General features: G+C 54.9%; 25 protein-coding genes and 5 tRNA genes. 24 read left to right on the top strand and 6 right to left on the bottom strand.

From position 1 onward, the window contains the following. The 6 genes from KQX66_RS34575 (at position 1) to KQX66_RS34550 (ending at position 1,260) form a co-directional block, all read left to right on the top strand. A tRNA-Gly gene (locus KQX66_RS34575) sits at positions 1-75 on the top strand. A 3-nt stretch (positions 76-78) separates the two neighbouring features. Continuing rightward, positions 79-152 (top strand) — tRNA-Cys (locus KQX66_RS34570). A gap of 13 nt (positions 153-165) precedes the next feature. Continuing rightward, positions 166-254, top strand: a tRNA-Leu gene (locus KQX66_RS34565). 19 nt (positions 255-273) lie between these two features. Beyond that, positions 274-350 (top strand) — tRNA-Arg (locus KQX66_RS34560). A gap of 3 nt (positions 351-353) precedes the next feature. Further along, positions 354-432, top strand: a tRNA-Leu gene (locus KQX66_RS34555). A gap of 201 nt (positions 433-633) precedes the next feature. Continuing rightward, the gene (locus KQX66_RS34550; protein WP_216798084.1) at positions 634-1,260 is read left to right on the top strand and encodes an SGNH/GDSL hydrolase family protein; all 627 of its coding nucleotides are present in this window, start codon (positions 634-636) and stop codon (positions 1,258-1,260) included. Positions 1,261-1,363: 103 nt separating this feature from the next. Here KQX66_RS34550 and KQX66_RS34545 read toward each other — a convergent pair whose 3' ends face one another. The 3 genes from KQX66_RS34545 to glpX all read right to left on the bottom strand — a co-directional run bounded on the left by KQX66_RS34545 (position 1,364) and on the right by glpX (position 4,428). Continuing rightward, positions 1,364-2,437, bottom strand: coding sequence for a polysaccharide deacetylase family protein (locus KQX66_RS34545; RefSeq protein WP_216798083.1), 1,074 nt, complete (start codon positions 2,435-2,437; stop codon positions 1,364-1,366). Positions 2,438-2,562: 125 nt separating this feature from the next. Then, positions 2,563-3,381, bottom strand: a complete 819-nt coding sequence (locus KQX66_RS34540) for a sulfite exporter TauE/SafE family protein (protein ID WP_216798082.1) — start codon at positions 3,379-3,381, stop codon at positions 2,563-2,565. 75 nt (positions 3,382-3,456) lie between these two features. Further along, positions 3,457-4,428, bottom strand: coding sequence for a class II fructose-bisphosphatase (glpX, locus tag KQX66_RS34535; protein ID WP_216798081.1), 972 nt, complete (start codon positions 4,426-4,428; stop codon positions 3,457-3,459). 211 nt (positions 4,429-4,639) lie between these two features. Between glpX and KQX66_RS34530 the strand changes: the two genes are divergently transcribed. The 6 genes from KQX66_RS34530 (at position 4,640) to KQX66_RS34505 (ending at position 10,702) form a co-directional block, all read left to right on the top strand. Continuing rightward, a complete protein-coding gene (locus KQX66_RS34530; protein WP_010500069.1) occupies positions 4,640-5,308 on the top strand; it encodes a helix-turn-helix transcriptional regulator in 669 nt (222 codons plus the stop codon). A 31-nt stretch (positions 5,309-5,339) separates the two neighbouring features. Continuing rightward, entirely contained in the window at positions 5,340-6,146 is an 807-nt protein-coding gene (locus KQX66_RS34525; RefSeq protein ID WP_010500068.1) for a pyruvate, water dikinase regulatory protein, read from the top strand. 133 nt (positions 6,147-6,279) lie between these two features. Further along, positions 6,280-7,575: a molybdopterin-dependent oxidoreductase gene (locus KQX66_RS34520; RefSeq protein WP_216798080.1), complete on the top strand. Its 1,296-nt coding sequence runs from the start codon at positions 6,280-6,282 to the stop codon at positions 7,573-7,575. Between the two features lie 118 nt (positions 7,576-7,693). Further along, positions 7,694-8,350, top strand: a complete 657-nt coding sequence (gene mobA / locus KQX66_RS34515) for a molybdenum cofactor guanylyltransferase (RefSeq protein WP_216798079.1) — start codon at positions 7,694-7,696, stop codon at positions 8,348-8,350. 84 nt (positions 8,351-8,434) lie between these two features. Beyond that, complete coding sequence (gene moaA / locus KQX66_RS34510) at positions 8,435-9,442, top strand: GTP 3',8-cyclase MoaA (protein ID WP_216798078.1); 1,008 nt, start codon at positions 8,435-8,437, stop codon at positions 9,440-9,442. A 3-nt stretch (positions 9,443-9,445) separates the two neighbouring features. Further along, positions 9,446-10,702 (top strand): molybdopterin molybdotransferase MoeA, encoded by a 1,257-nt coding sequence (locus tag KQX66_RS34505; protein WP_216798077.1) that lies wholly within the window; start codon positions 9,446-9,448, stop codon positions 10,700-10,702. Between the two features lie 48 nt (positions 10,703-10,750). Here KQX66_RS34505 and KQX66_RS34500 read toward each other — a convergent pair whose 3' ends face one another. Beyond that, positions 10,751-10,846, bottom strand: coding sequence for a YjcZ family sporulation protein (locus KQX66_RS34500; RefSeq protein WP_216798076.1), 96 nt, complete (start codon positions 10,844-10,846; stop codon positions 10,751-10,753). Positions 10,847-11,184: 338 nt separating this feature from the next. Here KQX66_RS34500 and KQX66_RS34495 point away from each other — a divergent pair, with 338 nt between their 5' ends. From KQX66_RS34495 to KQX66_RS34450, 10 genes are all read left to right on the top strand, one after another. After that, a complete protein-coding gene (locus tag KQX66_RS34495; protein WP_216798075.1) occupies positions 11,185-12,369 on the top strand; it encodes a GNAT family N-acetyltransferase in 1,185 nt (394 codons plus the stop codon). 393 nt (positions 12,370-12,762) lie between these two features. Further along, positions 12,763-13,176 (top strand): VOC family protein, encoded by a 414-nt coding sequence (locus KQX66_RS34490; RefSeq protein WP_216798074.1) that lies wholly within the window; start codon positions 12,763-12,765, stop codon positions 13,174-13,176. Positions 13,177-13,459: 283 nt separating this feature from the next. Beyond that, on the top strand, positions 13,460-13,759 hold the full coding sequence (locus tag KQX66_RS34485) for a LiaF transmembrane domain-containing protein (RefSeq protein WP_216798073.1): 300 nt from the start codon (positions 13,460-13,462) through the stop codon (positions 13,757-13,759). Positions 13,760-13,810: 51 nt separating this feature from the next. Next, positions 13,811-14,491, top strand: a complete 681-nt coding sequence (locus KQX66_RS34480) for a PspA/IM30 family protein (RefSeq protein ID WP_216798072.1) — start codon at positions 13,811-13,813, stop codon at positions 14,489-14,491. After that, the gene (locus tag KQX66_RS34475; RefSeq protein ID WP_216798071.1) at positions 14,488-15,006 is read left to right on the top strand and encodes a PspC domain-containing protein; all 519 of its coding nucleotides are present in this window, start codon (positions 14,488-14,490) and stop codon (positions 15,004-15,006) included. Before KQX66_RS34480 ends, KQX66_RS34475 begins: the two co-directional genes overlap by 4 nt. A 2-nt stretch (positions 15,007-15,008) precedes the next feature. Continuing rightward, positions 15,009-15,707 carry a PspA/IM30 family protein gene (locus tag KQX66_RS34470; RefSeq protein ID WP_216798070.1) on the top strand — a complete coding sequence of 233 codons (699 nt, stop codon included), beginning with the start codon at positions 15,009-15,011 and terminating at the stop codon, positions 15,705-15,707. Between the two features lie 137 nt (positions 15,708-15,844). Next, positions 15,845-16,495: a cell wall-active antibiotics response protein LiaF gene (liaF, locus tag KQX66_RS34465; RefSeq protein WP_216798069.1), complete on the top strand. Its 651-nt coding sequence runs from the start codon at positions 15,845-15,847 to the stop codon at positions 16,493-16,495. A 19-nt stretch (positions 16,496-16,514) separates the two neighbouring features. Beyond that, complete coding sequence (locus KQX66_RS34460; RefSeq protein ID WP_216798068.1) at positions 16,515-17,591, top strand: sensor histidine kinase; 1,077 nt, start codon at positions 16,515-16,517, stop codon at positions 17,589-17,591. After that, a complete protein-coding gene (locus KQX66_RS34455; protein WP_216798067.1) occupies positions 17,572-18,219 on the top strand; it encodes a response regulator in 648 nt (215 codons plus the stop codon). The genes KQX66_RS34460 and KQX66_RS34455 overlap by 20 nt, the downstream gene beginning before the upstream one ends. 260 nt (positions 18,220-18,479) lie before the next feature. Continuing rightward, on the top strand, positions 18,480-18,761 hold the full coding sequence (locus tag KQX66_RS34450) for a hypothetical protein (protein WP_216798066.1): 282 nt from the start codon (positions 18,480-18,482) through the stop codon (positions 18,759-18,761). A gap of 17 nt (positions 18,762-18,778) precedes the next feature. On the opposite strand, the gene KQX66_RS34445 is transcribed toward KQX66_RS34450, so the two are convergent. Further along, positions 18,779-19,474, bottom strand: coding sequence for a hypothetical protein (locus tag KQX66_RS34445; protein ID WP_216798065.1), 696 nt, complete (start codon positions 19,472-19,474; stop codon positions 18,779-18,781). A 346-nt stretch (positions 19,475-19,820) separates the two neighbouring features. Here KQX66_RS34445 and KQX66_RS34440 point away from each other — a divergent pair, with 346 nt between their 5' ends. Next, positions 19,821-20,267, top strand: coding sequence for a GNAT family N-acetyltransferase (locus tag KQX66_RS34440; RefSeq protein ID WP_216798064.1), 447 nt, complete (start codon positions 19,821-19,823; stop codon positions 20,265-20,267). A 93-nt stretch (positions 20,268-20,360) separates the two neighbouring features. Here KQX66_RS34440 and KQX66_RS34435 read toward each other — a convergent pair whose 3' ends face one another. Beyond that, entirely contained in the window at positions 20,361-20,726 is a 366-nt protein-coding gene (locus KQX66_RS34435) for a hypothetical protein (RefSeq protein ID WP_216798063.1), read from the bottom strand. 236 nt (positions 20,727-20,962) lie between these two features. Between KQX66_RS34435 and zwf the strand changes: the two genes are divergently transcribed. Next, complete coding sequence (zwf, locus tag KQX66_RS34430) at positions 20,963-22,483, top strand: glucose-6-phosphate dehydrogenase (protein ID WP_216798062.1); 1,521 nt, start codon at positions 20,963-20,965, stop codon at positions 22,481-22,483. Positions 22,484-22,617 lie beyond the last annotated feature (134 nt).

The raw sequence follows: 22,617 nt of genomic DNA, 5'->3' as shown, positions 1-22,617 counted from the left end.
GCGGAAGTGGCTCAGGGGTAGAGCATCGCCTTGCCAAGGCGAGGGTCGCGGGTTCGAATCCCGTCTTCCGCTCCATATGGCGCCATAGCCAAGTGGTAAGGCAGAGCTCTGCAAAAGCTTTACCCCCAGTTCGAATCTGGGTGGCGCCTCCAACTTTCTTTCTTCGCCGGAGTGGCGGAATCGGCAGACGCACAGGACTTAAAATCCTGCGGTAGGTGACTACCGTACCAGTTCAAGTCTGGTCTTCGGCACCACTCCAACAATTTAAAATGTGTGCCCTTAGCTCAGCCGGATAGAGCGTTTGACTACGAATCAAAAGGTCAGGAGTTCGAATCTCTTAGGGCACGCCACTTGCCGATGTGGCGGAATGGCAGACGCGCTCGACTCAAAATCGAGTCCGAAAGGGTGGAGGTTCGAGTCCTCTCATCGGTATAAATAAGCCTTAAAGATCCCAAAAAGATCTTTAAGGCTTATTTTCTATTGTATTGAGCTTGTTTTTTATGCTCTGGAGAATGATTTATTGTATCCTCAACTTCTTTTGTCGATTCTTCACATTGCGATATACAAATCCGGTAACTTTTAGTATGGTACTAGAAGAAGAACTATATATCCTAAATGTTGGAGGAATAGGTCATGACAAAAATCGAAGATGGGGCGGTTGTCTTGTTTCAGGGAGACAGCATTACGGATTGCGGAAGAAACAGGGAAACCGGAGCGGATTTAGGCCGGGGCTACGCGCTCATCGCTTCCGCGTTATTCGCCAGCAAATATCCTGGGAAACAAGTCCAATTCATCAACCGCGGAATCAGCGGCAATCGGGTAAAGGATTTGCAGCAGCGCTGGCAGGAAGATTGCCTCGATTTGAAGCCGACATGGGTTTCGATCTATATCGGAATAAACGATACATGGCGGCGTTATGATCGAAACGACCCGACTTCAGTGGAAGCGTTTGCGGCTGGATACCGTGATCTGATTGTTCGTACCAAGGAGAAGCTTGATGCGAAGCTCATTTTAGTCGAACCTTTTGTGCTGCCGGTGCCGGAAGACCGGAAACGATGGAGAGAGGATTTGGACCCGAAAATAAACGCCGTTCGCGAGCTCGCTCGGGAATTTGAAACGCTGTACGTGCCATTAGACGGGCTGTTCGCAGCGGCAAGTACCAAAGCCCCGTCGGCCTATTGGGCACCTGATGGCGTACATCCGTCACCGGCAGGCCACGCGCTTATTGCCAACGCTTGGCTGGAAGCTGTGCAAGCCTAAAGCAACGTAGCCTATACAAATAACAATCCTAGGGATGCCTTTCTGCTAGTGCGAGGGGCGTCCCTTTTTAAGGTTGAACCGTTCTGATGGTAGAAGGCATTACTCAATCCAATTGCTTGGATACCTTCAAAAGCTCAGGTAAGGTAACCATTTTCAGGTTGCGGGATTTTAAAGTCTGAATGACGGTCGGGAGCGCTTTGACGGTACCGTTCAAATCTTGCCCTGGCCCGCCGCCAGAATGCTGTAGGATGATGGAACCCGGCTTAACGTTCGTGAGAATGTTCGAAGTTACTTTTTCTTGCCCAAGCTGCTTCCAATCAAGCGAGTCGACATTCCAATTCACAATGCGGTAGCCGTGTTCCGATGCCCACAACAATTGGCTTTCGCTGATCTCGCCATAGGGCGGCCGCAGCAAGCGGGGGGAATATCCGATCAGCCGCTTTAAAGTTTGCTGGGTTTGAAGCACCTGCGACTGAAACAAATCGTCGGACAGCTTTGTAAATAGCTTGTGACTGTACGAATGATTGCCGATCACATGGCCTTCGCGGAGGATTCGCTTAACCATCTCCGGATGCTTCTCGGCCTGGGCGCCGACTAAAAAGAAAGTGGCGCGAACCTGATATTTTTTCAATACATCCAAAACTTGCGGAGTAAATGTCGTGTCTGGGGCATCGTCAAACGTTAAAGCGACCTGCCCGGAGGCGGCTGACCCCCGCAGCAGCAACAGCTCCGGATATTTGCGCACAAGCTGGGATAAAGACAGCCTTTGGCTTTGACCAGATGTTTCTTTGGACGGTTTGGCGACAGGCTCCTTAGATTTGGATTTGGGCTTCTTCTGCGTCTTGACCTCCGCCGGCGGAACAACCGCCGGTGTGGGAGTAGGGGCAGGCGGCGCCGGAGGGGGCGGAACCTGCTGCACGGTTGAAGGGGCTGGAGGTCCAGCCAGAGACAGCGGGCTGCCGGTGCCCGTTTCCGTTGCTTTAGCCGTGCTCCGAGGTGCAGCTTCGACAGGCCCGATCTCCGGGGGCATCGCTTGCGGTGAATTTGCGGCAGGCGTACATGCCGTTAAAGCCAAACATAAGGCTAAATTGGACAAAAATAAACTGGTTCTGATTCGAAGCGGGATGAACCGATGAGCGGATAAAAGCAAAAAGGCCGCAGGCGTTCGCTTTTTCATGGGGGCTTAGTCTCCTTTGGGCAACAGGATTACGTTACCTTAGTTTGGGATAAGGAGAGACGAATTATCCACTCATGAAAATGATGACACGAACGCCGCGGCGCATAAAAATATATGGGTATGAATCAGGCAAAGACCAAGCCTTCCCAGATCATTTTGAACGATACGATAACGAAGGTGATACGCAATACCCAAAGCAGTTTTTTGCTGCTCAGCCGACTGGCGATTTTGGCGCCGAGCCAGCCTCCGACAATGGCGCTAGGTGCCAAGCCTAAAACCATCCACAGGTTCACTTCTCCCAAGCTAAAATGCGTAAAGCTGCCCATAAGGGATGACAGCAGGATAACGAACATGGAGGTCGCTGTCGCTACATGGGGAGGGTACCGGAAAAGAAGCACCATCGCCGGCACGAATAGAGAACCGCCGCCGATCCCGAACAGTCCCGAAATGAATCCGACCAGCAGTCCGATGATCAAAGCGGGCAGTACGCTGTAGCCGTAATGATATGTATTGCCATTGCTGTCCGTATACGTGCGCTGAATGTGCCACTTCATGTTCAACGGCTTCAAGTAGTCGCGCAGCACGAGCAGTATGGCCATCAGCAGCATGAAGAGGCCGAAGCTGAGCTGAAACGATTTGGCGTTGACAAATTGCGTGGTATACGAGCCGAGCATGGCTCCCGGGCCGCATGTGATGAACAAGAGCCAACCGCTTTTGAAATCGACTCTTTTCTGCTTGACGAAGGTCAGGGTCGAAGACAATGCCGTGAAGATCAGGACGGCCAGCGAAGTGCCTACCGCCGTCGGTACCGAAATCGTCTGTCCGACGAACGCGGGGCCTAAATAAACGAGAGCGGGCACAATAATAATACCGCCGCCGAGACCGACCAGGCTCCCAAAGGTGGCAGCGATCAACCCGACAGCGGTATAAAATAAGATACTCATGCGCAAACCTTCTTCCGTGTCGAATAGTTACTTTATGGTAATAGTAACACAGGAAGAAAATAGTTCAATACCGGGTTATCCGATATCGTTAAGAATATTTTTATTAGGCAAGTAATGGATCGATTGAATGAATCGGATCGTTTTTGTTTTTGCCCGCATGACGATCGAATGTGTCTCCGCCCGGGAGTCCGGCAAATAGCGGACGCCGTTTAAAAATTCGCCGGGGGTAATGCCCGTTGCGGCAAAAATAACGTCGTCCCGGCCGATCATATCCTCCATGGTCAAAACTTTGTGCGGGTCAGCAAGTCCCATGGCAATGCAGCGGTCGTATTCTTCCTGGTTGGAAGGCAGAAGCTTTCCTTGCAGCTCCCCACCCAGACATTGCAGCGCCGCGGCCGCCAGCACACCCTCGGGTGCGCCGCCAGAACCTACATACATGTCAATGCCGGATTCGGATAAAGCGGGAGCCATAGCCCCTGCGACATCGCCGTCGCTAAGAAACTTAATCCGTACGCCGACCTGACGAAGGGTATCGATCTGCTTACGGTGCCTGTCGCGGTCAAGAATCATAATCGTAAGATTGCTCAGCGGCTTATCCAAAATGTCGGCGGCCCGTTGAAGCGTCGTTTCGAGCGGGTCCGTCAAACTAAGCTTGCCGGCAAGAGCCGGTCCGACAGCCAGTTTTTCCATATACATATCCGGCGCATGCAGCAGATTGCCTTTGTTGGCAATGGCGATGACGGCCAGCGCGTTGTTCAATCCTTTGGCAACCAGCTCCGTTCCTTCGAGCGGGTCGACGGCCACGTCCACCTCTGGACCTTGTCCGTTGCCTACTTGTTCGCCGATATACAGCATCGGCGCTTCGTCCATTTCTCCTTCTCCAATGACGACGGTCCCGCGGACAGAAACGGAATCGAACATGGCGCGCATGGCGGTCGTCGCCGCACCGTCGGCTTGAATCTTATCGCCCCGGCCCATCCATCTTGCCGCGGACAGCGCCGCCAGTTCCGTTACCCGGACGATCTCAAGTGCCAATTCCCTTTCCACCAGCTCAGCCCCCTATAAAATAAATGGTCACGTTTCAACATATATAGTATAATTAATAAATAAATAATGCGCAATAAATACTTGAAATGAATTGAGTAGTGCGCTAGATTGAAAATGGAACCTTCGAATGAAAAACGGTTCTATGAGTTTCGGACTATTTTTGGTACAATTGGATTGGAATGCGGCACAGCGATAAACCGCAAAGGCTGCTTTGAGTGAGGAGGGACCGGTCATCGAACTGACTGCGCGCCAACTGCAGATCGTAGAATTGGTAAAGGCACACGCGCCCATTACGGGCGAACAAATAGCGGAGATGTTAGGTTTAAGCCGCCCAACCCTCCGGTCGGACCTGGCCCTGCTTGTCATGCTCGGGCTTGTGGATGCCAAGCCGAAGGTGGGCTATACGCCGGGCTCTGCCATGACGCCGGGCTCCCAGGTTTCCCGCAAGCTGCTGGGCATGAAGGTAAAGGATGTCCAATCGATTCCTGTCGTTGTCCGGGAAAATGCTTCCGTCAACGACGCGGTCGTGATGCTGTTTATGGAAAACGTCGGCAGCCTGATCGTCGTGGATGACGAGGCTTGCCTGTCCGGCGTCATTTCCCGTAAAGATTTGCTTAAATTCACGCTCGGCAATACGAATGCGGCTTCCATGCCGGTCAGCATGGTCATGACCCGCGAGCCGAACGTCATCCATGTCTCCCCTGACGAGTCGGTGATCGACGCCGCGCGGAAGATGATTCATCATCAAGTCGACAGCCTGCCTGTCGTCGTGGAATCCAAAGCTGCCCAGGTGAGCGGAAGATCCCGGTGGGACGTTGTCGGACGGGTGACAAAAACGATTATGACGAACATTCTGGTCGATCTGGCGATGGACCGTTAGGGCATTCATGGACAAAGGAGAAGAAAACCGGATGAAGGAAGAGCAACAGTACGAGATTACCATCTGCTCGGATTCCGTCGGGGAAACGGCGGAGGCGGTCGTTAGAGCGACTATTCGCCAGTTTGACGCCCACCAAGTGAGAACGAAGCGGATTGGCCATATCAAAACCGAGGATGAAATCCGTACCATTATGGAAGAGGCGGCCAAACGCGGCGGATTTGTGGCGTATACGCTGGTACAGCCGGAGCTTCGGGAAATGATGAAGGAAGAGGCGGTCCGACTGGGCGTCCGTGCGGTCGATATCATGGGACCGATGATGCAGGCGTTCATCGATACGTGGGGCGATGCACCGAAGCGGAAACCGGGCTTGCTTCATCAATTGGACGAGGATTATTTCCGCCGCGTAGAAGCGATCGAGTTCGCCGTCAAATGCGACGACGGGCGCGATACGAGCGCCCTGCTGAAGGCGAATCTGGTCTTGATCGGCGTCTCGCGGACGTCGAAGACGCCGCTGAGTATCTTTTTGGCGCATAAAGGGATAAAAGTATCCAATCTGCCGCTCGTGCCGGAGGTTAAACCGCCCAAGGAGCTGTTTCTGGTGCCGGGCAACCGGATTGTCGGCTTGACGATGGACGCAGACAAGCTGTACAAAATTCGGACAGAGCGGCTGAAAGCGGTCGGTTTGCCGTTCGGGGCGAAGTACGCGGCGATGGAGCGAATCGATGAAGAGCTCCGCTATGCACAAGCGTTGATGAAACAGGTCGGATGCTTGGTGATCAACGTAACGGATAAAGCTATTGAAGAGACGGCCGGCATTATTATGGGGTACTTGAATTGATGGCAGACTAGAGGCTTGAACCGACGGGTTCGGGCCCTTTTTGCCTTTGTCCATAAAAAACCTTCCCCGGCAAACCGGAAAGCCCGCAGCATGCGTATTCTCAAGTAGACGTAAAGCGAAAGGTGGCTGTGTAATGAAACCGAAACGGGTATGGACGAATTGGCTTTCCGGCGTGCCGTATGGAAAAAGGCTGGTCAAGCTTCACCGCTGGAACGCATGGCTGCTGGCGCTGCTTGTGGTGACCGGGATATTGCTGTTTGTGGAGCCGGTACGGGCACTGGGAGCGGGCCGTGTGTGGCTGAAGGAAGGACATCTATGGATCGGTGCAGCTTCAATGGTGGTGGCTGCGCTATATTTGCCGCTGCTCCCCCGGCATTGGAAGCAGCTGTGGACGAAGCCGGCGCAGCGTTGGAATTTGGGACTCGTTCTGTTCCTGCTCGCGGGCTGGAGTGTCACCGGCGTGCTGCTTTGGCTGGTGCGAAGCTTGCCTTCCGATTGGGGCAACGCCGCATTGGTGCTCCACGATCTGTTTACCTGGGTAGGGGTTCCTTACGCCATCTACCATTCGGTCTCCCGAAGCCGGTGGGTCAAAGCGGCCCAAAATCGGCCGGAAAACCACGTGGAAGAAGAGGCGACGGAAGCGGACGACGTACCGTCGTCCGAGCCCGGAAGAATCGTACAGATGCTCAGGAACGCTCCGATCTCCAGGGCCGCGTTCCTCCGTACGGCGGCAGGTCTGCTGCTCGTGTTCGGTTTAGGACCGTCGTTTTACCGGTGGCTGATGTCCGCTTCCGATACGGGAGGCGCGGAGCTTGAGCGGTTAGCCCGGGAGGATGCGAACCGGATGCTGCCGCCGCCGGTTCCGTCTGCGGAATCCAATCCTCCGCTCGGTGGAGGCGGACAAGGGCAGTTTCGGGTATATACGGTGACGCCGATCCCGGCTTTTTCGAGCGAGGATTGGAAGTTCGCCCTTACCGGACTTGTCGACCGGGAATATGCTTGGAATTGGGAGCAGTTTCTGGAGCTCAAACGAACGGTTCAGGTCAGCGATTTTCACTGTGTGACGGGCTGGTCGGTGTACAAGGTCACTTGGGAGGGAATTCCGCTTAAGGAGCTGCTGGAGCTGGCCAACGTAAGGAACGAGGCGAAGTTCGCCAAATTTTATTCCGGGGACCGCGTCTATACGGATTGTTTGTCGCTGGAACAGGCACGGATGGAAGACGTCATGGTGGCGGTCTTGATGGACGGAAAGCCGATTCCTCAGCAGTTGGGCGGCCCGGTAAGGCTGGTCGTTCCTCAAATGTACGCGTATAAATCGGTCAAGTGGCTCCAGGGCATCGAGCTCATCGATAAAGAGCACATCGGGTATTGGGAGCTGCGAGGCTATGATAACGACGCTTGGGTGCCGAAGGGAAGAGAACAGGCGTAGAACTGAAGGATGGGGCGCATGGTGGGCACGTCTGTAAGGGCTAGGCATGAGGCGTATGCAAGGAATGGAAACGAAGTAGATTATAAGGCTGCTAAATAAGATAGGAAAGACGGAAGGAATGAAGGCGATGGAGCGGTACGGCGGACAAAAGCAAGCCATGACAGGCGTAATCTTGGCAGGCGGGCAAAATCGGCGGATGGGCGGACAAAGCAAAGCGCTGCTTATGTACGAAGGCGATACGTTTTTGGCCAGACAGTTGGCCGAGCTTGGAAGCCTGTGCGCGGAGCTGCTTGTCGTGACGCAGGAGCCGGAACGGTACGAGGCCGTCGTCCGTACGTTCTCCGGGGAGTCTCCGGTGCGGATCATTCCCGACCTGGAGCCGGGCCGGGGGCCGCTAGCCGGTTTTCAAGCAGCTATGAGAGCGGCCTCGTACGAGGAGCTGTGGATCGTCGGTTGCGATATGCCGTGGGCCGACGCCGAAGCGGCGAAAGCCCTCTCGGAGCTGCGGAACGGCGTTGGCGCAGATGCTGTAGTTGCGAAAATCGACGGAAGGCTCCATCCGCTGCACGGCGTGTACCTCAAGAGCTGTCTCCCCGAGACGGAGCGGCTGTTGGCTGCGAACGATCTGCGGTTGATGAGGCTGTTGGATTTGGTTGCTCTGCAGGTGGCGGACGAATCGTTTCTGGAGCGGAAGGGGATTTCCACGGGATTTATCCGGAATATTAACGATCCGGACGAATATGAGAGGCTTACCGGCAAACGACTAAGGTTTTAGCCGTTTTTGTGATTTTTGTTAATGGAAGACGGGTCTGTTTTGTGACATAATGGGGGGTATATCCTAAAACGGGGGGCATGCAGGATGTCACAGATATTGAAGGACCGTTTCGGCCGTATTCATGACTATCTTCGAATTTCCGTGACGGACCGGTGTAATTTGCGCTGCGTATACTGTATGCCGGAAGAAGGTATGGAATTCGAGCCGGAGGAAAAGCTCTTGACGTTCGAGGAAATCGCCGAAGTGGTGCGGGTGCTCGCCGGGTACGGAGTTCGCAAGCTGCGGCTGACCGGAGGCGAACCGCTCGTGCGCAAAAACCTGGAGCAGCTCGTGCGGATGCTGAGCGCGATCGACGGCATTGACGATATCGCTTTGACGACAAATGCGATCCATTTCGCTTCGCGGGCGGAAAAGCTGCGTGAAGCCGGGCTCACAAGAATTAACGTGAGCCTCGATTCCTTGCGGTCGGACCGGTTTTCTCTCATTACGCGCGGAGGAGATTTGTCGCGTGTGCTGGCGAGTCTGGAAGCGGCGTACCGGGTCGGGCTCGATCCGATCAAGCTGAACGTCGTCCTGATGAAGGGCTTGAACGACGACGAGATCGAAGATTTTCTGAAGCTGACGTTGGAGCGCAGCCTCCACGTGCGCTTTATTGAATATATGCCGATCGGACATAACGATGACGGCTGGAAAACGAAATATATTTCGCTAAATACGGTACTGGAGCGCTGCGAACAAACAGGATGGCAGGTCGAGACGCTAGAGGGGGCGGTTCTGGGGAACGGGCCTTCGCAAAACTTCCGGATCGCCGGGGCGGCCGGGACGTTCGGGCTGATTCATCCGGTCAGCGACCATTTCTGCGAGACGTGCAATCGGCTGCGCCTCACAGCGGACGGCAACATCAAGCCTTGCCTGTACTGGTCCGACGAGTTCAATGTGCGCCGTTATATCGGTGACGATCAGGCGCTGGCCGAGCTGTTCTTTCGGGCGCTGGACGTGAAGCCGGAAAGCCACGAGATGGCTAAAGCGCTTCTGAGCGAGCAGCATAGTCATACGCCTACCTCCCGGCGCATGTCGCAGATCGGGGGTTGAAGCATGAACGACTTGAAATTCGGGCGACAGACGATCAGCCTGGAAGAGGCGCAGCGGCGTGTACTCCAGCATGTCCGTCTTCAGGAGACGGAAGAGGTGCCGCTATTCGAGGCTTACGGCAGGCGGCTGGCGGAAAATGTTTGCGCCGGCAGCCCGCTGCCGCATTTTCGGAGGTCGGGTGTCGACGGCTATGCTTTGCGTGCATCGGATACGGCTGGCGCTTCCCTTGCGGCGGCGGTCTGCTTAGAAGTGGTGGAAACGGTTCCTTGCGGCTCGGTGCCGGTGAAGACGATCGGCCCGGGCCAAGCGGCCAAAATTATGACTGGAGCTGCCGTTCCCGAAGGGGCGGATGCGGTTGTGATGCTGGAGATGACCGATGCGGTGCATCAGGAGATCGGCCTTGGAGGCACGGTGGCGGTTTGCAAAGCGATGAATCCCGGGGACAATGTGACCCCGGTAGGAGAAGAGGCTGCTGCCGGGGAGCAGCTTCTGCAAAAGGGCTGCATCGTCGGACCGGGGGAAACGGCGGTGCTGGCCGCCTTCGGCCATAGCCTTGTGAAGGTGTACAAGCGGCCGAGGGTAGCGATCTTCTCTACCGGCTCCGAGCTGCTCCCTGTGGACGCGCCGCTCGAACCGGGGAAAATCCGGGGCAGCAACGGCTATATGCTGGCCTGTCAGGTACGGCAGGCGGGCGGAGTGCCTCTGCTGATGCCATTTCTTCCAGACGAAACGGACCGGTTGGAACGGGAACTGCTGGCCGCTGCGGACCAGGCGGACCTGTGGATAACGACCGGTGGCGTGTCGGTAGGAGATAAGGATGTTTTGGCCGAGCTGTTCGGCCGATGGGACGGCAAGCTGCTTTTTAACAAGATCGCGATGCGTCCGGGCAGTCCGACATCAGTCGGTCTTTGGCGGGACAAGCCGTTATTTGCTTTGTCCGGCAATCCCGGAGCTTGCTATGTAGGATTCGAACTGCTGGTACGCCCCTATCTGCGCGCCTCGCAAGAGGCTCCCGACCCGCTGCCTTCCGCAGCGACAGCAATATTGGATGCCGATTACGATAAAGGATCGGCATATCCCCGGTATATCCGCGGAGCTTCGCGTGTGGAACATGGGACAATCCGTGTGAGGCCCGCCGGTCGCGATAAATCCAGCATCATGGTTTCCATGAAAGAGACCGACTGCTTAATCTGTCTTCCGGCGGGCGGGCGAGGAGCCCGGCGGGGCGAGTTGGTGCGGGTTTTGAAGATCGGAGATTGAAGTAAAAACCCCCTGCCAGAGTAAAATACCTGACAAGGGGGCGGTGCATTAAATGAACAATGAACGGGAAACGATGACGAGCAGAATAAACAGCACTAGAATAACACCAGTGGAAGTAAAGCCGAATCCGCCAACGTGGCTCATGTGACATCCCCCTTTCAGAAGGCATGTTAAATGATATGAACGAATACCGGGTGCTGATTGGACGTATGCCCGATTATTCAACGAAAAATACAGCTGTCTGCGAACAGGAGACAGTACCCTGTCTGTACCGGACGAATCAGGGACAACTCATTGCCGCGATTTGTGCTGTGTCCCCCACGGCTTCCAGCGAAAACAAGTAAAAAGGAATTAGAGGTAGAATTTGTTGGAAAATTGGGCTACAATGGCCGAGACAAGGTGCGAAGGCATAAGAAGCGCCGATAAGCGGAGTACCGGACGAAGTCCCCGGTCACCGTAAAAAAGCGGAGAGGGTGGATAGCGTGAACCAGCAGTTGGAGATTCGCAATATTCCGAATGTGCATTTTATGGACAGCCTGCAAATGTCAGCATTCGCCTTTCAATACGAGCTTACTCCCGAAAAAGTGGAGAAGTGGATGACACTTCTCGATTCGAACCAAATGTGGGGAGCTTATGTGGATGATACACTCGCGGCGAAAATGACGATTTTCGATTTTCAGACTTGGATTCAAGGCAAGGCGTTCGACATGGGCGGGATCGCAGGCGTCGTCACATGGCCGGAATACCGGCGCGGCGGTCTGGTGGCCAAGTTGCTATCGCACGGATTGCGGGTAATGCGGGAGAAGGGCCAGACGGTGTCGTTCCTTCATCCATTTCAATTCTCGTTCTACCGTAAATATGGCTGGGAGACGTATGCTGAGTATAAATCGTATGAAATCTCCGTCCAACAGCTTCCAAAACTGGGCCCGCAGCCGGGGCGGATCGTTCGGACCGGCCACGATATCAAGCTGCTGAACGGGATCTACGAGGCTTACGCCAGCAGGTACAATGGTACGCTTATTCGAAACGAATCCTGGTGGCAGCATCGCATTTTCGGCAATACGCAAGGAACTGTAGCCGTATATTATGATGCGGAGAATCAGCCTGCGGGCTACGTATATTATCAGGTAAAGGACAATATCCTTAAGGTTCACGAGCTGGTGTATCTGCATCATGGGGCTTGCTTGGCTTTATGGCGCTTCTTGGCCGACCACGACTCGATGCTGGAGAAGCTGGTGATGAAGGCGCCTGCTGACGACAGGCTGCCGTTTCTGCTGGATAATCCCCGGATCAAGCAAGAGATCGTGCCTTATTTCATGGCGCGGATTGTGGATGTGGCCGGCTTTTTGACCAAGTATCCGTTCGCTTCGGGGGCAGAATGGTCGCTGCAGCTGGAGGTAAAAGACGAGCAAGCGGAATGGAACAACGGTTGGTTCCTGCTGCAGGTGGACGAGTCGGGGACGGCGCGTGTAACGCCTGTCGCAGACGCTTCGCCCGAGCTGCCGGCCGCCAGCTGCACGATCCAGACGCTTGCCGCTATGCTGACAGGGTACCAACGTCCATCCTTTTTGATGGACATCGGCAGGCTTACCGGCACGACGGAGGTGTGCGAATCGCTGGAGCGGCTCATTCCCTCACGCCAGACCTATTTGCCCGACTTTTTCTAACTTCTTCTACAGACAAGTTCAGGCCCCTTCGAGGCTAGCATTCGAAGCGGGCTTTTTTTGTTGTAAGTGGGCCCAAAACAAGCAGGATTTTGAAGGGGACACACGAATATACATTCGTGTCAGAGTGTTGAGAAAGTGGTCAAACGGGATTATAGAGGTAACGAAGGGGTGGGGTATCCACTTCCGACCACTCTTGTCTTCGGGAAATTTGATTGGAAGCCGCTTACTAGCGGACATTTCCCGAAGACAAAGGCGGCCGCTATTCGCTTCTCCAGCGGATACCCCACCTCCGTATGTTTCTCTATTTTTGCTTAGACCACTTTCTCAACAAGCTCACACGAATATACATTCGTGTGTTTACGGATTATAGATTGGAACCGGAGGATGGATGCTATGGCAAACCAAAAGCAAATCGGCAGCTCCCTTACCGTTCTATTGGTATCGGACCTTAAGCGTTCTCAGCAATTTTACCGGGAGCGGCTCGGCTTTAATGTAACGGATTGGTGGGCGGAGCGGGACGGCCTTCAAGGAATCGCCCTCAAGCTGCTGCAAGCGCCGGACCGATCGGCGGTGCGTCCCAACCCCGTAGCACAGGGGGAAATCCGGGCGTATGATGTATACGCTTACGTCGAAAACTGGGCTGCTTTGGACAGTCTGTACGAGGAGTTCCGCAGCAAGGATGTCGTGATCTCCGGCGAGCCTGTCATTTATCCGGACGGCGGTCCGTGGAAAGAGTTCGTTATTCAGGATTGCGACGGGTATGGCCTCGCTTTCGGCGGAATCGACGCTCCTAATAAGGAAGGCTGAAAAACGGCCGCAAAGAAGGGTATAACAATCGAATATGTACAATCGATCCTCAGCGCTGAAAACCGGCAGCTGGGGATTTTGTTTTGGAGAGGAGACCGCGGGGACAAGCACAAGCAATTCCTTGTACATAAGGCGGGGTCTCCTCTTGTCCAAGGCCGGGTGACGTACTGGACTTAGGTCCAGTTCCAAAAACCGCCGCAGGTCCGTTTTGGGAAATGGCGGATTCACCTAGAATAAAGACATAAGCAAAACGACAACAAAAACGAAAGGCGGTGAGTCATCCATGAAAATGAACCGGCATACCGGACTCGCGTTCCTTCTGATCTTCTTCGGAGCGTTGATCCTGAGCAACAAGCTTGGCTTTCACCTCGGGCACCATATTATGAGCTTCTTGTTCCCGGCAGCTATGGTAGGGCTCGGATTCGTAGGACTGAGAAACGGAAAAACGATCATCGGGTGGGGGCTGATCATCCTTGGCGGCCTGTTCCTCTTCGGTAAATTGTCCGGACTGTTCGCCATCCTGATCGCCATCGGCTTGATCTGCTACGGCATCTCGCTGCTGCGTAACAAATCGGTATATTAAATCAAAACAAACGACGGATTGAAATTCGGAGAAAAGGTGGTTGAGCAAAGCATGAGTTTAGGAAAAAGATTCCGGGATATTACGGTTGCGCACTTCAACGAAATGCTGGAAAACGCGGAAGACCCGGTTCGCCTGATCGATAAATATCTTGCGTCCCAGTCGGAGCAAATCCGCGAGTCCGAACGGCTGCTGCAGCAGTGCCTGTCTCACGCCGCTTCGCTGCGCCAGCAGTACGTATCGGCGGAGCAGCTCAAGGAGCGCCGCGAGCAGCAAGCGATGCTGGCGCTGAGAGCCGGCGAGGAAGAAGTGGCGCGCATCGCGCTTCAAGAGAAAATGCAGCAGGAGGAAAAAGCGACGCAGTACCGGGCGCTGTACGATCAAAGCAAGATGGGGATCGTCGAGCTGGAGGAGCAGCTTCAACAGCTTAAGGCCGATTTCGATGAAATCGCCTCGAAACGCAGCTACTATATCGCGCGGCTGGAGTCCGTTAGGCTGCAGCAGCGGATGAACGAAAGGCTGCGTTCGATGGGCACGGGTCCGAATCCGCGGATGTTCGACCGGCTGGACGAGCGGGTCTCCGATATGGAACTGACCGCGCGCACCTTGCGGGAAGTGAGGGGCCAAGTCCGTGAAGCATGGTCCGCCGTAGGCAGTGCGGCATCGCAAGCGCTGGAACAAGAGCTGGCCAAACTGCGGACGAAACTGAAACAGGAGGGCTGGGATAAATCATGAGCAAACTATACCGTTCCCGTTCCGATCGCAAAGTAACCGGCCTGTGCGGTGGTCTCGCGGAATCGATGAACATTGATGCCACACTGCTTCGTCTTATCGTGGTGGTAACGGCTTTCTTTTCCGGAGGCGTCGTGATTCCGTTGTACTTCCTGGCAGCGTTGGTCATCCCAAGCGAGCCTTGGACCGGCGGGCCTCACGGCTACGGACCGTCCTACGGCGGCGAGGGCTACGGGCAACCTGGCGGCCAATATCCCAACTGGAGAGAGTGGAGACGCGCTGAGAAGCACTACCGCAGAGCGCAAAGACATGGCTGGGTTCCGCCGCAAGAAGGCAACCGCTATGAAGGTGAATATGCGGCTTCCTCGAATCCGGGCGGTACCGCTAGCAGCGATCTGGACGATATGATGAAAGATATCGAGAAAAAAGCGATGTGGAAAGAAATCGAAGAGCTGCGCAGCAAAGTGGCGCAATACGAAAAAAACCAAAATCAAAAACCATCTAAAGGAGATGTTTAACAATGGGAGTATTTTCTAGAATTAAAGACATGACGAAGGCATCGCTGCATGAGCTGCTTGACAAGGTTGAAGATCCGATCGTCATGTTGAATCAATATCTGCGCGACATGGAAGAAGAAATCGCTCAAGCCGAAGTGACGGTGGCCCGTCAAATCGCCAGCGAGCGCAAGCTGAAAGAGCGTCTGGAAGAAGCGGTTCGTCTGACGGCGCAGTACGAAGGACAAGCGAAGGAAGCGCTGAAGAACGATCAGGAAGCGACGGCACGCCAAGCTTTGGAGCAAAAGCTGTACTACGAGGGCAAAATCGCGGAGTACACGGAAATGCACGAGCAGGCCAAGGCGCAAGCGGCCGAGCTGGTTCAGCAGCTGCATGAAATGAAAGACGCGTTCTACCAAATGCGCAACAAACGCAGCGAGCTGATCTCCCGCGCTCAATTGGCGAAGGCCAAAAAGCAAATGGCCGAAGTGACGGCAACCAACGTGATCGAAGGCGGCAACGCCGTAAAAGGCTTCCGTCGCATGGAAGAGAAGATCATGTCGCTGGAAGTCGAAGCGGAAATCGCGCGCAAGCCTTACGTCGGCGGTGGCTATGCGGGTTCGGTATACAGCAGCGCCGTGTCGGTCGACCCGGCGAAGCAGCAAAAAATCGACGATCAGCTGCAGCTTTTGAAAGAAAAGATGTCCAGCGAGCAGGGGAAATAATCTTCACGAAAAAGCTGTTGGAGCAAAAGCGGCACTTGTGATATGCTATGTAAGGCAAAAGCCATGGACGTCCTTCCGTAAGGCGCTGTGGCTTTTGCCGGATCAACCAGAATTCACCGGGAAAGGGGGCGACACGGATGAACCGCAAACGAAACCGCAACATCGCGTTGGTCTTGATCGGCGCAGGGCTTTTCCTTCTGGCGGACAATCATCTCGGATTTTTCACCGTGCTTGCCCTCTTTTTGCTTTTGCTGGGAGTGTATAAGGTACGTTCGGGCGCCGAGCGCAAAGGCTACATCATGATGGTTATCGGCCTGCTGCTGCTCGCAGGGGGCAATTTTACGCTAATCTTGGCCATTATCCTCATTTCGCTCGGCTTCTTCTACAATAAATCGCGTAAAATTCACCGCAGCGAACAGCATTACCGCAAGCAAAGCGTCATCGACAGCATCCGGTGGGGACGGGAGCCCTGGGTTCTGCGCAACATGTCGATCTGGAACGTGCTGGGGGAGCTGCAGATGGATTTGACCTACGCGATCCACGAGCAGAAGGAGACGACGATTATTTTGCAGGGGGTCATCGCCGATATCGATCTGATCGTTCCGGAGGATGTGGGACTGTCTGTCACGGCATCCGTCTTATTCGGGCAAACGAGCATCGGGTATGACAAAGAGGCCGGGGTGCTGAACAAGATGGTGTGGCAGTCGCCCAATTACTGGACGGCGGACCGTCAGGTGAAGCTGGAAATTTCGTATATCGTAGCCGATATTGATATTAAAATTGTTTGATGCACGGAGGACGGCAGGAATGGACGGACATGATAAGCGGTTAACCAACATGATATGGAGAAGCATGGCGGAGTCCATCGGGCTCAGCCTTGTTTTGTTTGCCGTGATCGTCTATTTCCTGCAGTCAAACGGCTATTTGAATGCTTTCGAAACATGGCAGGAAGGCGTGCGCATGAGCCTGACGCTGATTGCGATCGTTGCAGCGGTCGGGGGCTCGTACGGCCTGTGGCACAGCAGCCGGATGAAGCACCGGCTGGAGACGCTGCGCGAGGTGATGCTGTCGCTGGAGAAGGGCAACCTGAGCCGTTCGGTGCCGCCGCTCGGCGAGGATGAGATCGGCCGGCTCGGCGATCAGTTGAATGCGATCACCAAAAAATGGGAAGAGCAAGTATCCTCGCTGCAGCGCCTGTCCAGCAATAATGCCCAACTGGCGCAAAAAGCGAAATATTCGGCCATCGTGGAAGAGCGGCAGCGGCTGGCGAGGGAGCTGCACGACGCCGTGAGCCAGCAGCTCTTCGCGATCTCGATGACCGCGACGGCCGTCGGCCGGACGCTGGACAAAGATTTCGAGAAAGCGCAGCGACAAATTTTCCTCATTGAGGAAATGGCCTCGGTAGCGCAGTCGGAGATGCGCGCTTTGCTGCTTCACCTGCGTCCCGTCCATCTGGAAGGGAAGCGTCTGGCCGAAGGCTTGATCGAGCTGGTGCAGGAGCTGTCTTCGAAGGTGCCGATGCAGATCGACTGCGAGCTGACCGAAGACATCAAGCTGCCGAACGGGATTGAGGATCACCTGTTCCGTATCGTACAGGAGGCGTTGTCCAATGCGCTTCGCCACTCCAAAGCGACAAAGCTGGAGGTGAAGCTGACCCAGCCGTCAAGCGATGCGGTGCGGCTGCTCATTCGGGATAACGGCGTCGGCTTCGAGCTGGATATGAAAAAACAGGCTTCGTACGGGCTGGTGACGATGCGGGAGCGGGTGAACGAAATCGGCGGCTCGCTCAACTTAATCACGGCGCCCGGCAAAGGAACGCGCATTGAGATTCGCATTCCGATTATGGCGGAAGGAGGACTTGAGATTGGAAGAGACGACGATTAAAGTGTTGCTGGTCGACGATCATGAAATGGTTCGTATCGGTCTTGCCGCCGTGCTGAGCACGGAGGACGATATCGAGGTGGTCGGCGAAGCGAGCGGAGGACAGGAAGGCATCCGGCTGGCATTGGAATACAAGCCGGACGTGGTGCTGATGGATTTGGTCATGGAGGGCATGGATGGCATCGAGACGACCAGGCGTCTGCTGCAGCAGCACCCGGAATGCAAGGTGATCGTGCTGACCAGCTTTATTGACGACGAAAAGATTTACCCGGTGATCGAAGCGGGAGCGTTCAGCTACTTGCTCAAAACGTCGCGTGCCGCCGAAATCGCCCAAGCGATCCGCTCGGCCATTAAAGGCCAGTCGGTGCTGGAATCCCAAGTCGCTTCCAAGCTGATGAATCGCTTCCGCGGGCCGAAGCAGGCTGCGCAGCCGCATGAAGAATTGACCGAACGCGAGATGGAGGTGCTCCGGCTCATTGCCGCAGGCAAGTCCAATCAGGACGTGGCCGACGAGCTGTTCATCGGGGTCAAAACGGTTAAGTTTCACGTCACCAACATTTTGGCAAAGCTTGGGGTGGAGGACCGCACGCAAGCCGCCATTTATGCGTACAAGCACGGTTTGGTCGAGTAATATCAGGGTAATAAGCTCTCAAGAGGCCCCGAAGATGTCGGGATTGCCTGCTTGGGAGCTTTTTTTGCATGTCGTATTTTGGAGCCTTTTGCGATACTCAATTTTAAAGTTTTCTTAATAAATGTAAGTTTTGACACGTTTCCTTCGTCTATATAAATATAGATGTTCAAGTCGAAGAATTCGTTCCGTTTGTCGGATCATAGGAATAGTAAAATATATACAACGGATCGTGGACATCAAGGAGAGGAGATGAGAGCCGGATGAACGGATTAGCCGTTAAAGACCGGAATGAAACCAGCATTCCATTAACGTTCGGGGAAAAAACGGAACTGTTGAAGCGGTACGAAGTGTATTGCTACCAGGTCGCATTTTATTTATTGCAGCAGGAGGCGGGAGCGCGCCTCGCGGCCGAGGAAGCGCTGCTCGCCTTATACAAGCTGGACGGTTTCTTTGCTCTGCCGGAGCACGAGCGCAAGGAAAAGGTGAAGGCTGCCGCCATCCGGCACGCATTGGCGGTGCGAAGCGGACGCCAGTCTTCTTGATGCACGAACAAAGCTTCTTAATAACGAACATTCATAAGAATACCTGTGAGTGGCGGAACAGGCCAATAGCTGTGCGGCCTTTTGCCCGGCAGTGCGGTATAGTGGCCGAAGGCGCGGGCTTCCGTATCGTGCCGCTCCAGCAGGTCCGCCGGAGGGATGGCATGCAGGGCGGCAGCCGCCTGCGTCAGGCGCAATATCCAACCGTCGATGTCCTGAAGCACGGCATTCGCATGCTTGTCCCCGCTGTCGAGCTGCGTCAGCAGCTTATGCTCGTCCAAGCTTAAGGTGCCGTCGGCCTGCGGGACCACGCCCAGACGGTCAAGTTCTTCCTCGGCAGGGGCGGCGAGCCCTTGTTTTCTCCATGCGGGCCGCAGAAGGACGCCGGCTTCGGACAGGGCGTTCGCCAGCTCGTTGTAGCCGCCGACAAGCCCTTCCATCAGACGGAGCGATGCGCCGTTACTCTGCAGGGCGGCCCTGGCGTTATCCGCCGTTTCTTTCAAGGCGCCAGCCGCCGTGACGATAGTTCTGGCATCCCCTGCCGCCCGTTCGGCAAAGCGGTCGAACGCATAGGAGGGTTGTCCTGTTCCTTTCTGCGGTCGTCCGCGGTAACGTTTGCCTGTTAAGTCATCTTGTCTTCTGTGCCGGTCTTCCAAGGCAAACCACTGCTTATGAATTTGATACGAACGAATCACGCTCTGAATCGGAGCGATCATGCCCGATCACCTCACTGTCAATGGAACATTTTTCTTTACATTATAGCGGAAGACCTTCCGTCCGTAAACGGATACATGCTTGACACGCTGCAAAAGGATGAAGTATGATGATTTATCAACCAAAACCTGTCAAAGGAGCTCGCGTCAGCACATGAATTGGGTTCAATGGATTGTCATCGCCGCCGTTTTGCTTGTCAGCGTGCTGTTTATGAAGTTTGTCGGCAAAAAATACAAAAAGTAACCGCATGTTTTTTTTCGCCCCGCATTCATTTCTTCTTAACGTTCCGACACCGCCTGTCATACGATAAAGTACTTAAACTTTATGCGCAGAAAGGCGGTCTTAGCCATGCTCCGAAAACGTATTCCCCGGCAGGACGACGGCATTATATACGGATTGGTGGAAAAGCTGCTCCTTCCCTTTGCGCGGCAAACGGTACCCGATCTTCGCGTAAGCCGTACGGATATTCTCAAACGACTCAAATCCTGTGTCACTTACGTCGATACCGCGGCCGGACGCTTGCCGGTCGGATTTATCGCGCTGCGCGTGGATCGGGATAAGCGCCTGTCTGTTGATATGCTGGCGGTGAATCCGAAGTTTCAGGGCCGCGGTATCGGCACGCGCTTGATGCGTCAGGCGGAGCGTACGGCGGGGAACCAGGGATGCCGCGAAGTGGTGCTATGGGTGGACGATGCGAATACGCAAGCTCAAACTTTCTATGTACAAAAAGGCTACGATCCGGTTCACTACGACGCCAGGCTTCGCTGCTATATGATGATGAAGCGGCTGGGCTAGCCGCAGATGCTGCCAGCCCCAAGGCTCTCCTGCACGATAGCGGCGAGAGCCTTGGCTTGTTGCGCTGCGCAGGCGGGCCATTGTTCGGCCGCGTCAGTCAGGCACGATCAAGGCCCCGACGTTGTCGATGTCCAATTCAAACGGGCCGCCAAACAGCTCGGAGTTGGGATAAGGGACGGGGAGCGCTTCGCTCGCGGCGGTTGTTGTCGCCTTGTCGAATTTTTTCGTTTGGCTGCGGGCTTTTCTCAGACTGCTGCGGCTTGCTCCGCTTCGCCTGCTTTTGGCAGACGCGCTTGCATTCGTTTGAAGGCTGGCCGCCGTCTCGTTAAAATAGAGCTTTCCTTTGTCCAACCGGCTGAGCGTGCCGACAAGCTCCGTACCGTCCTTCAATATAATGAAAACCGGTTGGCCGTAATACGGCCTGCATTGTTCTTCGTTAATCGGATAAATCGGTCTCACGCGAGGGTCACCTCCGAAGTTGATTTCTACACTTCAGACTATGCGGCATTTGTGCCGGTTGTACGGGATAAATGTCCCATAAGCATATGCCTATTTTCCGTGAACGCGCTTGCATTCGACAGAGTATTGAATCTCTCGGCGGTTTTCGATATGCTAAAGGGGTAAAGGGAACGGACAGGAAACAACTGCCGTTCCTTATCTCCTATTCTCTATAGAAAGAACGAGGATCTGAAGCCATGACGAGTGCCGTGTTTTTGATTTTCGGAGCGACCGGGGACTTGGCCCGGCGCAAGTTATTCCCGGCGTTTTACAGCCTGTACCGTGAGCGTAAGCTGGGCGACCGATTTGCGGTAATCGGCCTCGCGCGGCGTTCGCGCACGAACGACCAGTTCCGCGACGACGTCTACGAATCGATTCAGGAATTCGCACGCTATAACGTGACGAAGGACGAGCAATGGGATGCGTTTGCCGAGCATTTTGAATACATGTCGCTGGACATTAATAACGTTGACGGCTTCCGTCAGCTCCGTGAGCTGACCGACCGGCTCGACGTCAAATTCGACATCGGCGGCAACCGGTTGTTTTATTTGGCCTTGGCGCCGGAGCTGTTCGGCAATGTGTCGCACAATCTCAAGGCAGGCGGACTGCTCGAAGGGGCCGGCTGGCACCGGCTTGTGATCGAGAAGCCGTTCGGCTACGATCTTCCGTCCGCGGAGAAGCTGAACGCCGAAATCCGCCAGGTGTTCGAGGAGCAGGACATTTACCGCATCGACCATTACCTCGGCAAGGAAATGGTGCAGAATATCAATGTCGTCCGGTTCGCGAATGCCTTTTTCGAGCCGCTGTGGAACAATAAGTACATCGCCAACATTCAAATCACGCTGAGCGAAACCGTAGGCGTGGAAGAACGCGGCGGCTATTACGAGCATTCGGGCGCGCTGCGCGACATGGGACAAAACCACATGCTGCAGATGCTGGCCATCATGGCGATGGAGCCCCCGAGCCGGATGCATCCGGAGGATATCCGCGACGAGAAGGTGAAGGTGTTCCGCAGTCTGCGCGGCTTCCAGACGGCGGCGGAGGTGCGGGCCAATACGGTGCGCGGGCAGTATGTCGCGGGCAATATCAAAGGCGAGCAGGTGCGCGGCTACCGCGACGAAGACAAGGTCAACCCCGAGTCGACGACGGAGACGTATTTTGCCGCCCGCGTCTTCGTGGACAACTTCCGCTGGGCCGGCGTTCCGTTCTATATCCGTACGGGAAAACGATTGCCGGTGAAAACGACGGAAGTGGTCGTCGAGTTCAAGAACGTGCCGAACAACGTTTACTTGTCGCGCAAGCATAAGCTGGAGCCGAACCTGCTCGTGTTCCGCGTCAATCCGGTGGAAGGCATTTATTTCAAAATGAATGCCAAGCAGCCGGGGTCGGAAGGAACGATCGTTCCGGTCGCGATGGATTTCTGCCAGAGCTGCCAGATCGGGCTGAATACGCCCGAAGCGTACGAGCGGCTGCTTTACGACGCCGCCCGCGGGGATTCCACGTACTTCACCCGCTGGGACGAGGTCGCGCTGGCATGGAAATATGTCGACAAAATCGCCTCCGCCTGGGGTGAGCGTACGGATGACTTGCATCTGTACCCGGCAGGCACTTGGGGACCGGAGCAGGGGCAGCAACTCGTTGCCGAAGACGGCTTCCGTTGGTGGCCGGTGAACGGGCAGGACGAAGGCGAGGTCACCTGGGGACATACGCAGATGTAATCGCCAGTCGAAAAAAATCGAAAGAGCAGATCCGGTTTGCGCCGGGTTCTGCTCTTTTTTGCTGGCGCATGTTGTGTCTTTTTTTCACCTCTTGAAATATGGTATGATGGAGTGTACAGTGCCGGCTAACGCAA

The organism is Paenibacillus oleatilyticus, from assembly GCF_018998565.1.
Lineage (GTDB): Bacteria > Bacillota > Bacilli > Paenibacillales > NBRC-103111 > Paenibacillus_G > Paenibacillus_G oleatilyticus.
This window is presented reverse-complemented; position numbering and strand designations above follow the sequence as displayed.